The following is a 13,709-nucleotide window of genomic DNA, read 5'->3' as shown; positions in this document are numbered from 1 at the left end:
ATTACACATCCACATGCTCGTCATAACCAATATTGCACAAGGCTGAAAATGCTTGTTCAACTGATTCAGGAATTTCTTGAGCGGCAAAAAAGCCTTGTTTGGGATACGTTTTAAGACGCTGAATTTCACCGACCATAAGGTTTATCACTTCAGAAGAAGGATGCAGATCGCTGCAATAATCGAGAAATTCAAGTTGAGGAGAACTTACTTGTGATTGAACGTGTGGCCAAAGTTGCAGACAAGTCGCCAAAGCACGTCGTTCCATATAAGGCTTTTGCACTAAAGTCACACTGTTGAGGCTAATCCCTTTAGATTGTAATAATTGTTGTGTGAAACGAAAGTTCTCACCAGTGTTGGTCGATTGGTCTTCAAGTAAAACAGCATGACGAGGAACACCACAATCCATGGCAATTTTAGCAAAAGTTTCCGCTTCAGAATGCTCAAACAATCCATCGGTCATACGACCTTTGCCACCTGAAATAATCAATAACGGTGCGATACCTTGATGATAAAGCTCAGCGGCTCGCTCACCAACACGTAAATCAGAACTGCCTAGAAGTAATAAAGCATCCGTTTTTTGAAGAGATTGATCGAGTTTTAAGTACTGCCAAACCGATAAAGCATGATCGTAATAACGCGTCATTGTGCACTTCCATTTTAGATATAGAGTGATAATGACTTACTGTACTTGAGTTTTTGTCTGCGAGTAAGGGCTAGTGAAAGAAAAGTATTCGGGTATAAAAAGTCGACTGAACGAGTAAAATTCTCAATGGGTTGAATCTAACGAATACACGGCATTTTGATGATTACAATAACGGCATAAACACACACGGTCCATTTTATGGTAAGGTACGCCGCTGAAAAGCTGATTGATCAACTCATTGAATTTTTGGAATTTGTTTTTTAATGACATATCATCTTCCGTTCGCTTACGTAATACGGCTTTGTGTTGAGTATCGCGGCAGCATGATTGACAAAATAAAACAGGCATAAAATCTCCAATAATCGGACTCTAGAACAAAAAAACAAAACCATTATTTAACATACTAAATCCTACTTTTGTTCAGACGTCATAAAATTGAAAACTCCATGTCAATAATTCAATCAAGATCAAACTTTACTAACGACTAGAGCTACTCATGACACAACTTTTGTTACTTCAAAACACAAGTAACATGCTATGTGATCATTTGTCTTAATTGCTCTAAATGATGTCTATCAGCGTCATTTATTGTCTATGCTCAATAACGCAGTGTACATTTCACTTCTTAAGTTTTATTTTTTTAGAGGCAGTATATGAATACAGTTTATCCTGTGAATTCTATCGAGTCTTTTTTGCTCGCGATCTTCGTGTTGCTACTCGGTCATTTTATTAATTCCAAGGTGCCATTTTTATCTAAATATAAAGTCCCTGAGCCGATTGTCGGTGGCTTGGTCGTGGCAATTATTAGTACAATTCTACATTTCCAAAACATCACACTAGAATTTGATCTACCACTAGAACACACCTTAATGTTGCTATTCTTTACTACAGTTGGCTTATCAGCAAGCTACACTCAATTGCTAAAAGGTGGTAAAAAAGTCTTTATTTTCCTTGCTCTTGCATCAGTCTATATCATTATTCAAAATGCAGTAGGCGTTGGCTTGGCAGAAGCCTTGGGGATCAACCCACTACTTGGTTTAGTTGCCGGTTCTATTACGTTATCTGGTGGACATGGTACTGGCGCAGCATGGGCAAGCACTTTCCAAAATACCTATGGCATTAACACGCTTGAATTTGCAATGGCTGCTGCGACCTTTGGCTTAATTGTCGGCGGCATCATTGGTGGGCCAGTCGCACAACGACGTATCCAGAAACACAACCTAGTATCGGAATACGGTGCTGGTGATACGCACCATGATAACTTCCCTGATGTCGTAACTTATAACGATCGTGAAGAAGATAAAGTTTCCGCTTACCGTGTGATTGAAACCTTATTTACTATGCTGGTTTGTGTGGTTGGAGCGGTTTATGTTGAGCAATGGGTAAGCACTTTTGAAATCAGTTGGTTAAAAATACCAGATTTTGTATATGCCCTATTCTTAGGTGTCATTATCACCAATATTTTTGAAGTATCAGGTAAGTACAAACTCAATACAGATACCGTTGATATTCTCGGAACCGTATCTTTATCTCTATTCTTAGCCATGGCATTAATGAGTTTACAATTGTGGGAAATCTTTTCACTCGCCATCCCACTGCTGGTTATTTTATGTGTGCAAACCGTTATTTTAGCTGTCTTTGCTTACAACATAACTTTCCGTGTTATGGGCTCAAACTATGATGCCGCGGTGATCACTGGTGGGCATTGCGGCTTTGGTCTTGGTGCCACACCAACTGCGGTTATGAACATGGGCTCAATCGTGACGCACTACGGACCTTCACCACAAGCTTTTATGGTAGTACCAATTGTCGGTGCATTTTTCATCGATATTGTGAATTTAATTATTATTCAAGGTTACTTGTCATTTATTGGTTAGTGGCTAAAGGTTTAATGAAACATCCTGAACTGCGAATATCAGACTAAATACTCTGTGCCGCAGTTCAGGTTAATTCAGTCTCCGTACTGATCTCGATTGTGAACAAGCATAGTTTTGATAAAAGTTGTGTTGAGGAAAAATAGTGACTGAACAAAAAACGGTTTCACCACAAAAAATATTTATGAGTGTCGCCCTTGTCATTGCGCTAGGCTCATTAGAAAAAAGTATTGTCACAACACCACTGCCGATCATCGGTGAACAATTAAATGCCGGCAATGCATTAACTTGGGTAGTCACTGCTTATTTGTTAGCGGCAACCGCAGTATTACCAGTTTACGGCAAACTCAGTGATATCTTAGGCCGAGTGAAAATGCTGTATATCGGCATCACTTTATTTGTCCTCGGTTCGGCAGCATGTGGTTTTGCTCAAGATTTACCAACCTTAATCATTGCTCGCATCATTCAAGGGATCGGAGGGGGTGGTTTAATTGCCCTTGCCTTTACCGTAATAGCCGACTGTATTCCAGCACGTGAAGTAGGTAAATACCAAGGCTTCATTTCAATGGTCTACGCGGTTTCAAGTATCGCTGGGCCATTGCTAGGTGGCTATTTTGCCGAACACCTTTCTTGGCGCTGGGTATTTTGGATTAATATTCCACTTGGATTAATAGCCGTATTTTTAATTCGCCGTAACCTGTCGCACCTAAATAAAAAGCGTGATTCCAAATTTGATTGGCTAGGCGCGATGATGTTGATGGTTTGCTCCACCAGCTTATTGCTTTTACTTTCTCCCGAAGCCGAGCTTCCTATTAGCTGGACTGGTGGTGCATTTTTAGCTGCAATACTAATATTAATTTTGGTCGAACGTCGCGTTTCTGACCCAATGCTTCCTGCACGTTTAGCCAAATTACCCAACTATTTGGTTTGCATCTTATTGATTTTATGCTCACAGTTACTAATGTTTGCAATTTTGGTGTACCTACCAATGCAAATGCAGTGGCAACGTGGTTTATCGGCTTCAGCCAGTGGCGAAATCATGGTGATATTTATGTTCAGTATCACTGCAGGCGCATACTGCGGAGGCAAGCTAGTCAATAAGTCAGGTGAAACTAAACGCTACGCAGTGTTTGGCTTTTTGCTAGCAGCAATTAGTTTTGCAATGATCCAACAACATTTTTATCCAGCTGTGGCGCTCGGTTTAGCAGGAATCGGCATCGGATTTACTCTGCCTGCAATTGGTGTGGTCGTGCAAAATGTATTGCCAGCCAAAGATCGTGGTATTGGTATGTCATTGTTTAACTTTGGTCGTGAATTAGGCGGGGCTATCGGGGTAGCAGCGTGTTCTACCGTGTTTCAACTCAGCTTACATCATGATGGTGTCGCCCAACAAAATAGCCTTGCGGAATATAGCCCTCAAGCCTTAGCCTCAGGTTTTACTGCAATTTATTTATTAATGGCGATCATGGCGGTGATTTCTATGCTGATCACACTAGTCGCATTAAAGAAACAAACATTAGCGACAGAAATTACCCGAGATTAATGGAATGAGAAAATAACCTCACTCCCAAACTAGATAAAATAAAACAAAGGTCTGTAATCATGAATAAAGTTTCAGATATTTTTAATCCTGAAGATTGGCAAGAAGTTGAAGGTTTTTCATTTGAAGATATTACTTACCATCGTGCAGTTGATGCAGGAGTAGTCCGTATCGCCTTTAACCGCCCAGAATGTCGCAACGCATTTCGCCCTAAAACCGTCGATGAGCTTTTTTGTGCGCTGGAGCATGCTCGCATGTGGAGCGATGTAGGTTGTGTATTGCTAACCGGCAATGGCCCTAGTGCTCGCGATGGCGGTTGGGCATTCTGTTCAGGTGGCGATCAACGTATTCGTGGTAAAGATGGCTACAAATATGAAGGCATGCCTCAAGATCAAATCGATCCTGCCAAGCTTGGCCGTTTACACATATTAGAAGTACAACGTCTGATCCGCTTTATGCCAAAAGCGGTAATCGCCGTTGTACCTGGCTGGGCAGCAGGTGGCGGACATTCTTTACACGTAGTGTGTGATATGACTATCGCATCAGAAGAACACGCGGTATTTAAACAAACTGACCTAGATGTGGCGAGCTTTGACTCTGGCTACGGTTCTGCGTACTTAGCAAAAATGGTTGGCCAGAAAAAAGCCCGTGAAATCTTCTTCCTAGGTTTAGACTACAGCGCACAAGATGCCTTTGACATGGGGATGGTCAACAAAGTAGTTCCGCATGCAGATCTTGAAAAAGAAGCACTTGAGTGGGGTAAGATCATTTGCCAAAAATCACCAACCGCATTGCGCATGATGAAATTTGGTTTAAACATGACAGACGATGGCATGGTGGGACAGCAATTGTTTGCAGGAGAAGCCACTCGCCTTGCTTACGGCACTGATGAAGCGCGCGAAGGCCGTGATTCATTCTTGGAGAAACGTCCAAAAGACTTCTCTAAATTCCCATATCACTATTAATTCTTTTAGTGAATAGGCCCTAGATAAAACAACGCCCTGAGCTTAACCAAAGTTCAGGGCGTTTTTATATCTGTTGATGCTGGTAGACGCATAGGTGCACGCAATGCTTTTAACTGATTTTTGGACAAAAACGCGTTAGAACTGGTGCTCTATAGCGTTTCTGTCAGATTAGGAAAAATATCTTGAAGCCTTAAATGTTAGCTGAATTTACATCTCAGAACCGAGCTGTTGAATATAGAGTTTCATAAACTGAACTCGTCTTGCTGCTTCTTGCTTAGCAGAAGATGTGTGCATTTGCTCTGCCAATTTAAATAGCTTCACTTGAAAGTGATCTAATGTAAATGACTTGTCATCAAGTCCACGATGTTTAGCATATGGATCTTCACTGTGATATAAGCTAGCACCAAAGCTAGAACTTACCTGCAAGCATCGTGAAACACCTATGGCTCCAAGTGCATCTAATCTATCTGCATCTTGTACAATTTGCGCTTCAATTGTTGTAGGCTTGATTCCTGCGCTGAAGCTATGCGCTATTATCGCGTGTTTGATTGCTTTTAACTTCTCAACGGGATAATTGATAGAACGCAGGAACTGATCTGCTTTTTCTGCCGCAACCGCAGAGCTTGATGCTCGCTCTGGGTGATTTTTGGGAAAGGTGAAGCAATCATGTAAATAAGCGGCAGGCAAAACGATTAGCAGATCAGCTTGTTCTTTTTGGCAGAGTTTCCTCGCTGTTTGCACGACCCTAAGCACATGATTTAGATCGTGTGCTGGATCTTGAATCATCTCTACGCTGATAAAACGTTCAAACTCAGATTCGTATTTTTCTAACACCTGTTATTCCTTGCATAGGTGACTACAGTTAACGCTTATTAGATGAAAAACTGCCATATTTAATGACCAGAATTTGCCTGTTGAGTCTTCCCACTATACATCAAATAGATTCTAACCCTATGTATGATAATGAGTATTTATTTGATTACTTTATGTAAGTAGATGAAGTAAATCCCCTACTCTACACATATTCATAGCTTATTTTTACGATAATCTCTTGGCGACATGCCATATATTTTCCGAAAGCGATGAGTGAAATTATAAGGATCGGGATAACCTAAACGATGGGCGATCATGGTAATACTCCAATCTCGATGATGAAGAAGATCGACGGCTTTCTCCATTCTTAATTGGATCAATTTTTGACTGGGAGAGCACTGATACAGCTGTTTTGAAATTCGATTAAGTTGCTCCTCACTCAAAAAGCTTTTCTGAGCAATCTCTTTGACCGTCCAAGGTAAATGTAATTGCGACTCTACTTGATTAAATACACTTTGCACTCGCATTGCTGCATTAGATGGTTGGCGATCGGTTGAACCCATCATAACCCGAGATAATTCACTGAGTAACAATTGTCGAAACGTTGCCCTTCCATGAATTTCTTGATGAGTTAAATTAAGTAGTGACCATACCGATTCGCAAAGCTGGGTGGGTTCAACCCTCTGTTTACTGTGTTGAACTTGCTGCCACTTTTCGGTGGGGGGTAATAAGATCCACGCCATTTTCCAATAAGGGTTATCAGCTAACTCAAAGCGAAATGGCAAACCTTGAGGCAAAACGGTCACAGTATTTGGTTGAATGTGGTAAACGCCATCAACCGTCGATAAGCAACCGCCCCCTTCTAAGGTAAATAAAATGGTATGGATCTCTGGCTCTCGGCGCTCTACCGAATAACCTTGTGAAAACTCTCCTAAACCTGCCATCGAAATTTCTTCACTCATTAACTCAGGGATCTCTGAGGAAACAATAAAGCGTTCTTTACAAGCTTCAGCCAAGTACACATCATCCTGCCACTGACGATTGGGCAACTCTTGAACAATGACGGATTTGCACAGGTTTTTCGAGATTTCAAACATGTTGGTTCACCCAAGGCTCTTTTATATTTGCGACTTACTTTGAGGATCGCCTTATGCCCATTCAACCACACTCTTGCACTCAAACCAATCCACCGACGTCATACTTGCCGCCGAAGTTGTTTTCTCGTGCGTTAAAGTTGGCTTTTCCTGTTGCGCTACAAAGTGCTTTGGTGGCTATTTTAGCACTCGCGGATGTCTTGATGGTGAGTGATTTTGGACAAAGCGCAACCGCCGCGGTAGGCATCGCTTCGCGTTGGCATTTTGTAGCGATTATGATCATGGCGGCACTAGCGACCGCAACCGGTACTCTCGTGTCTCAATACTGGGGACGTGATGATAAAGAAACAGCCAAAACCGTCACGATGCAATCGCTCAAGTTCGGCTCCATCATTATGATTCCAGTCACGATCTTGATGGTGGGTTTCGGATCGCAGATCATGCGATTGCAAACCGACGATATTCAAGTGATCCAACAAGGCGCTGATTACTTATTGTATAGCTTACCCTTGTTAATGCTGACTCATTGGGTGATCACAGCAGAAGCCAGTTTACGATCTAGTGGTAATGCAGTCTTGCCACTGATTTTAGCGGCAATCACTATTGCGATTAACATTGCTCTTAACTTGTGGTTAATTCACGGAGGCTTCGGGGTTCCGGCAATGGGCGTAGCAGGCGCTGCGCTGTCAACCACCATTGCTCGTGTGGTTCAGGTATTACTTATTTATGGAGTATTAACGTTCCAACAACATTGGTTAATCATCAGCGACTATCAAAAGAAGAATGCGCGCTTGTGGCAGTCTTATAAACGCTTAGCAATTCCAAACGCTTGTAATGCGGTTTTGTGGGCATTTGGCACCTTAACTTACCAAATGATCTATGGCCATATGGGAACAACTGAACTGGCGGTTTACAGTATGATTGGTCCATTTGAAGGCTTATGTTATGCCATTTTTATGGGAATTTCGGTCGCCTGCTCGGTACTACTAGGTCAATCATTAGGGCGTGATGAGTATTTACAAGCACAAGCCATGTCAAAGTTTTTTATAAAATGTATTCTAGCAATGGGGGTCGTGGCTTGCGGCATTATGTTATTGCAACGAAATAATGTGATTGCCTTTTTAGATCTCGATAGCCCCAATTTTAGCGGTATCGCCGATCCAGCTTTTGTCGTGATGAGCTTTGCTATTATTATCCGTATGCTCAACATGTTGATCATCAACGGCATATTACGCGCTGGTGGCGAAAACCATTTCTGTTTACGTATGGATTTCATCGCGATGTGGATGGTCGGTATTCCGCTTACTGCTTATGGGGCTTTTATAGCTGAATTGAGTTTTGCTTGGGTATATTTGTTAATGATTTCTGAAGAGATTGTCAAACTGAGCCTTTGCTTTACTCGTTATCTAAAACGTAAATGGCTAAATAACCTAACCATTCAAACCGTCTAGTAGAAACTCAGATAACTAGAGTCACTCAACACCGCTCTTTGTATAGTGTGAAAAAAGTAAACATAACTGATAATCAAATCGCAAAAAGCCAAGGTGTACTCTATTACGCCTTGGCTTTATCAAATAACTGCGCCATGGTGTGCTCATTAATTAAACACTTCATAATATAAACTTCTCATGAAAAAAATCGCCTTTATTATCTTACTTGGATTAGCACTTTGGCAGTTTTTTTATCAATCCGCCCCGAAAAATAATGCCGACTACAAACCTCAAATCGCGGATTTTTTCGAGATGGGTAGTACTTCAAAACAAAACCGCTCCTCACAACAAGGCTTTGCTTGTGATAGCCGACAAATGTGTAATGAAATGTCGACCCAAGAAGAAGCCGCTTATTTCTATCAACATTGCCCGAATCAACAACTACAACTGGATAACGATGGTACCCCTTGCGGTAAGTTCTTCGACCAATTTTAATCATAACTACAAAAACACCGAGCAATTAAGGCTCGGTGTTTAATTATAAAATGCTGATGTCTTAAGCTTCTAATTCAGCGTTGTGGTAGACCTGTTGAACGTCATCACAATCGTCTAGCATGTCTAAAAACTTCTGGAATTTAACCGCATCATCACCCGTTACTGGCGTATGGTTTTGCGGAACAAACGTAATTTCTTCAACATCAACAACAAGGTCTGGGTATTCTTCGTTTAATGCAGTTTTCGCTTTGAAGAATTCAGTATGAGGAGCGAAAACAGTAATAACGCCATCTTCTAGCTCAATGTCTGTTACATCGACGTCTTGCATCATTAATGCTTCTAATACGGCTTCTTCGTCTTCACCTTTAAACTGGAATACCGCTTGGTGATCAAACATGTGAGCAACCGTACCAGGACTACCAATTTTAGCGCCAGTTTTCACAAAACATTGGCGAACATCTTGGAAGGTACGGTTACCGTTATCCGTTAAACAGTCAACGATGACACTTGCACCACCAGGAGCAAAACCTTCATAGCGTGCTGGTTGGAAATCTTCACCGCCACCGCCATTTGCTTTATCTAATGCTTTTTCGATAACGTGAGCAGGTACGTTGTCTTTTTTCGCTTTAGCAATAAGGTGCTTTAGCGAAAGGTTCATATCAGGGTCTGAACCACCATTTTTAGCGGCAACGTAAATTTCTTTACCGTATTTAGAATAAACTTTAATTTTTGCGCCAGCTGTTTTTGCCATTGAGGCCTTGCGCACTTCAAAACTTCTTCCCATGGGAATGTTCTCTCTGATTCAATTTAACGCGTTATATTCATCATAAGAGTTTGCGTATCACTATTACCATTCAAGCAAACTGGCAATATATCTCTTATGAATACCGACAACGAATTCGCGATTTAAGCGACACTCATTATCCGTTTGTATTTTTGGACTGCTTGTTCGAAGAATCTACGTTCATCTTCATTACGAATTTTTTCAGCTTCGGTTAGCAATAATTCAGGCCCTGCTTTCGCTTGCTTTAACTGCCAAACCGCATACGAAGCTTGCTTATCCAATTCGATTTTATTTTTCTCAGTTGGTGGCAACAAAGATAAATTTATAGACATTAAAATGGCCTATGCTCAAGAGTCGTTAGTCACAGGAATATACCATAGCAGGGAGCAAATGATAAAAAGATATTCATCGGTTTACAGTGTAAATTTGAGATATTTAGCGGCAAGCAATTCAAATAGCTAACTAAGCAAACCATATTGCTATACCCATACGTCAAAAACAGAAAATAAAAAGACAGAATGAATAAACACCCTGTCTTTATAAACTAATCTTTGTCGTTAACCCCAGCAGAGTTTAACTAATCGTGTTAATGAAGTAAGCCAAGCTCTCGCGCTTCTTCTAGCGTTAGACCACTTTCGCGTATCTCTTTTAACATTTCAATTCGACGTCTCGCTTCTGCACTTTTCATTTGCTTCGGCGTCGCTTGAGAATTCGAATTCTCATTATTATCCCAACTTGTTGCAATTCCAGTCATGTCATCATGATCAATTGAATTAATCGACATAAATACCTCCAGAAAACCATGCGGAAACAAAGTGGATATTAAGCAAACTAATGTCCACTTGTTAAGTAAATAAAATACAGAGTGTGACTAAACTCAGAGTTCAGAAACAAGTTGCGTTTTCTATTCCATTTGCCGCTTTTGTTTCTATTGAACTGGGTGTAACGTCAGAGATCTCACCACTCTAAAAACGACTGTTTCACCAGTCACATTTAGGAATAAAACCTTCACTTATATCCAAGTAACTTTAAGGTGAAATTCACGTCTAGAAGTTACTTGGATATAATAATAAATAGCAGATTGGCGCATTTTAGGTGATTTTTTTTTACTGGCAAGCTCAAAATTCAAAATTTTTTCCCTCCAAAGCAAGCACCCTCAAAGTAAAGCAACTACAATCAAATCTATAGCTTTAAGACTGAAGAAAGAGGCTAGTAATGGAAATCAGCACTTGGTTATTTCGCCTTCAATGTCACCAACAAGATACGGGCAGTCATAATATTTCAGAGTTAGTTTCTCTTATCCACTCCCCTCCTCCACAACTTTGGTCGGAATCGGATCTATTATCAGAGACGCATATTAAAGCGATCACGTTTTGGCTTGATGGTTGTTTAAAGTTATTTCGTTATTTTGCTGGGCTTGAACATCACCAGTTAGCTTACCAGTACATTCAATTAGCTTATGCACGCTTACAAAGCATAACCGCCAATCCACATACACAAGTCGAACTAAGGTATTGGGGAGCGGCTTATCTCGATCAATTGACGGTAATGATGTTGGAGTTTTGCCAAGGACAGCCAGAGTGGCAACAAGAAAGTTATCAACTCATAGAGCTGCATATTGCTTTTATGACACCATTAGGTGAGTTAAATATGAAAAATAGGGATCAACGTTGTCTGTAGAACCACTACTAACAGAAATTTTATGCCTTGTTATCAAGCTTTTCTCTACGCTAATTTAGACCATTTATTTACTGGAATTGGTATTAGCTGGTCCATAGCACTTGATCATAGTTCCGAAAGCATGAATAAGTACGCACCTTGATCATGCTTTCGCATTTATACCTAAGTTTTTGAATTAAATAGATTAAGAAACGTTTGCCATTTCATCTAATGCACGCATCACTGTTTCATCCAGATGACCATCAAACACTTGCTTGCAAACTTTACGTCGAACAGCAAGCCCAGCAATTAACCTTTCAATTGAAAGATGCTTCGACTTGGTTTCCTGATTAAATAACTCAATGGTTTTGCTTAAAGTCTCATAAGGCAATACCTCTTCACCAACTCGAAGCCAATCGAGCTTACTCATAAGCTCGTCACACTCTTCTTTGATAGAAGCGAATGGATGACCAGTCATTGCTGATAAAGCCGTTATACTGCGTTCTAAGGCTTGTGGAGAGGTATATTTAGATAGAGTGATCGTTAATTCATCCGCATTGATCTCTACAAGATGCTTTTTAAGCTTCACTCTACGACCTAGGCGGCCTTTTGGCGAAGGATCTTTACGTTGGATCGGTTCAAATTCACCATCAATAATTTCCGCTAATTCTTGCAGCTTTTGCTTAGACACTAATTCGTGGCGTAGTGGATTTGGCAGCGTTGGGGCCATATTTCGTTTACCCGCATTGGTGGTGCGGGCACGAGAAAATCTCAACACTTCTTCAGCGTCACAACGGATATTAATCTGATAATCTTGAACTTTTCCTTTGTCCATGATGGTGGTGATCGTTAGGTGATAGCCCCATAAATTGACCACAAAAAGATCTTCTGTCGTTTTGCCTTCCGACAATTTTCTTAATTCACGAATAAGATCCATCGAAAAACGACGCCATTCAATGTTACGAGCGAGTTTCTGATTAATCTCGCTGAGCAGCATAGATTCAGTTAAACGACGTACTAGACGGCTTCTAAAGAAGGTATACAGTTGGAAAACAAGCGTATGTTGCTTCAGAATTTCTGGTGGGAATAAGAAAAAGTAGTCTTTCGTCAGCAATTCTTCAAAAAATGAAGGTTCCCAAACTAAAATATATAAATTGGGTTTGATACGAATTTCACCAGAGGCATTTTCTGTCGGAGCTTCATCTGAAGCCGTAATTGTACGAGCAATAAAGCGAAAGCGATCACTCTTAAATCCTTCCGGCATATTTTCACTGAGCCAACGTCCAGTTAATTCATGCAATTGAAAATCAGTAAATTCAATACGGTCAATACTGTCTCGGATTGAATCCCGCGCAGGGCCACTGTCTTTTTTACCACGTAAAGACAAAATATCAGTGATATACAAAGGGGTTTTATTTGGCATCTGTTTGGCATTCATATGGTAATCATCTTGGTGATGATCATGATATTGAACGGTCAGTGTAAACAGAGCAAACAAGGTCATGAGATCATCAACTGTCATAATATTTTTTGATGATCGAGTTTCAATGATTGCACGTGTCCCAGAAATAGAAACCATTGATTTTTGATAATTTTTTCTTGTTCTCGGTGGTGCTAAAGCTTGATCAATAATACCAGCCCAATTGGTCGGTGAAACCACGAATTGATCCGCTTCATCACGCATTGTTGGTGGCATATATAAACCATGTTCATTGAGTAACTGGCGGTTTACTTGAGTTTGTGCCAGTGCTTTAGAACGTTTTTGTTTTTCCGTTTGGCGAGTGGAATCTGTTTTTAAGCTAGTAGAACCAAGTACAGAAATTAATTGATTTGGATTTACGAAGGTATGGAGCATTGTTTTACCAGCAAGACCTTCTTCAAATCGAACTGGAGTTTGACCAAATAAACCGATAGATACGGCAGCTCTTAATCGTTGTTGAATTGCAGCGCGAGTTAACTGTCCATCAGTGGCTTCAATTAGTTCAGTTGTAGAAACTAAACCATCTTTGCTCGATAAACCTTTAAGAGAAATTAAATTTAGTAGCTCGACAATGCTTTTGGTGACACCTTTGAAATGTTGATATTGCTCAATCCAGTCGATAGTGTGTTCTGAGATTTGAAATAAGTGACCATCTTTGTGATTTCGAGGTAGTTTGATCAAGATCTTTTCTTGGGTTGGCATATCAATTCCATTTGTCATTGGATGTAAATCTCATATAGTTCCAAAAGAATAAATAAAAAAGATCAAAAAAGAAAGAAAAAAATGCTTTTCTTTAAATAACTGATCTTTATGTTTATTTGATCTTAAATGGTTATATGATCTTATGATCTGGCTGAAGTTTTCCTTTTAAGTTACTGAATATAAGAAACTTATTTTTTTCTTGTTTGAAAGCATGATCATAGAAGATTCAG

At 40.3% G+C, this 13,709-nt stretch carries 14 protein-coding genes; 6 read left to right on the top strand and 8 right to left on the bottom strand.

What is annotated here, in order from left to right:
• Position 1 precedes the first annotated feature (1 nt).
• Positions 2-643: a YdcF family protein gene (locus QQJ93_RS02445; protein ID WP_089123919.1), complete on the bottom strand. Its 642-nt coding sequence runs from the start codon at positions 641-643 to the stop codon at positions 2-4.
• Between the two features lie 123 nt (positions 644-766).
• On the bottom strand, positions 767-991 hold the full coding sequence (locus tag QQJ93_RS02440) for a hypothetical protein (protein ID WP_089123918.1): 225 nt from the start codon (positions 989-991) through the stop codon (positions 767-769).
• Between the two features lie 305 nt (positions 992-1,296).
• Here QQJ93_RS02440 and gltS point away from each other — a divergent pair, with 305 nt between their 5' ends.
• The 3 genes from gltS to QQJ93_RS02425 all read left to right on the top strand — a co-directional run bounded on the left by gltS (position 1,297) and on the right by QQJ93_RS02425 (position 5,022).
• On the top strand, positions 1,297-2,520 hold the full coding sequence (gene gltS / locus QQJ93_RS02435) for a sodium/glutamate symporter (RefSeq protein ID WP_089123917.1): 1,224 nt from the start codon (positions 1,297-1,299) through the stop codon (positions 2,518-2,520).
• 181 nt (positions 2,521-2,701) lie between these two features.
• On the top strand, positions 2,702-4,060 hold the full coding sequence (locus QQJ93_RS02430; RefSeq protein ID WP_089124528.1) for an MDR family MFS transporter: 1,359 nt from the start codon (positions 2,702-2,704) through the stop codon (positions 4,058-4,060).
• 59 nt (positions 4,061-4,119) lie between these two features.
• On the top strand, positions 4,120-5,022 hold the full coding sequence (locus tag QQJ93_RS02425; RefSeq protein WP_284186023.1) for a 1,4-dihydroxy-2-naphthoyl-CoA synthase: 903 nt from the start codon (positions 4,120-4,122) through the stop codon (positions 5,020-5,022).
• 207 nt (positions 5,023-5,229) lie between these two features.
• On the opposite strand, the gene QQJ93_RS02420 is transcribed toward QQJ93_RS02425, so the two are convergent.
• A complete protein-coding gene (locus tag QQJ93_RS02420; RefSeq protein ID WP_179949231.1) occupies positions 5,230-5,856 on the bottom strand; it encodes an HD domain-containing protein in 627 nt (208 codons plus the stop codon).
• A gap of 191 nt (positions 5,857-6,047) precedes the next feature.
• Entirely contained in the window at positions 6,048-6,932 is an 885-nt protein-coding gene (locus QQJ93_RS02415) for a helix-turn-helix transcriptional regulator (protein ID WP_089123915.1), read from the bottom strand.
• Positions 6,933-6,985: 53 nt separating this feature from the next.
• On the opposite strand from QQJ93_RS02415, the gene QQJ93_RS02410 reads away from it, so the two are divergent.
• Together QQJ93_RS02410 and QQJ93_RS02405 are read left to right on the top strand one after the other, a co-directional pair.
• Positions 6,986-8,380: an MATE family efflux transporter gene (locus QQJ93_RS02410; protein WP_089123914.1), complete on the top strand. Its 1,395-nt coding sequence runs from the start codon at positions 6,986-6,988 to the stop codon at positions 8,378-8,380.
• Positions 8,381-8,557: 177 nt separating this feature from the next.
• Positions 8,558-8,854, top strand: coding sequence for a hypothetical protein (locus tag QQJ93_RS02405; RefSeq protein ID WP_089123913.1), 297 nt, complete (start codon positions 8,558-8,560; stop codon positions 8,852-8,854).
• 61 nt (positions 8,855-8,915) lie between these two features.
• Here the strand turns inward: QQJ93_RS02405 and QQJ93_RS02400 are convergent, their stop codons facing one another.
• The 3 genes from QQJ93_RS02400 to QQJ93_RS02390 form a co-directional block, all read right to left on the bottom strand.
• Positions 8,916-9,638, bottom strand: coding sequence for a YebC/PmpR family DNA-binding transcriptional regulator (locus QQJ93_RS02400; protein ID WP_089123912.1), 723 nt, complete (start codon positions 9,636-9,638; stop codon positions 8,916-8,918).
• Positions 9,639-9,760: 122 nt separating this feature from the next.
• On the bottom strand, positions 9,761-9,970 hold the full coding sequence (locus tag QQJ93_RS02395; protein ID WP_089123911.1) for a DUF3283 family protein: 210 nt from the start codon (positions 9,968-9,970) through the stop codon (positions 9,761-9,763).
• 254 nt (positions 9,971-10,224) lie between these two features.
• Complete coding sequence (locus QQJ93_RS02390; protein ID WP_089123910.1) at positions 10,225-10,422, bottom strand: hypothetical protein; 198 nt, start codon at positions 10,420-10,422, stop codon at positions 10,225-10,227.
• Positions 10,423-10,853: 431 nt separating this feature from the next.
• On the opposite strand from QQJ93_RS02390, the gene QQJ93_RS02385 reads away from it, so the two are divergent.
• A complete protein-coding gene (locus QQJ93_RS02385; RefSeq protein ID WP_089123909.1) occupies positions 10,854-11,318 on the top strand; it encodes a hypothetical protein in 465 nt (154 codons plus the stop codon).
• A 184-nt stretch (positions 11,319-11,502) separates the two neighbouring features.
• Here the strand turns inward: QQJ93_RS02385 and QQJ93_RS02380 are convergent, their stop codons facing one another.
• Positions 11,503-13,479, bottom strand: a complete 1,977-nt coding sequence (locus QQJ93_RS02380) for a replication initiator protein RctB domain-containing protein (protein WP_089123908.1) — start codon at positions 13,477-13,479, stop codon at positions 11,503-11,505.
• Between the last annotated feature and the right edge of the window lie 230 nt (positions 13,480-13,709).

Source organism: Vibrio algivorus (assembly GCF_030161215.1).
Classification (GTDB): domain Bacteria; phylum Pseudomonadota; class Gammaproteobacteria; order Enterobacterales; family Vibrionaceae; genus Vibrio; species Vibrio algivorus.
The sequence above is the reverse complement of the archived record's forward strand: the minus strand, read 5'-3'. Positions and strand labels throughout refer to the sequence as shown.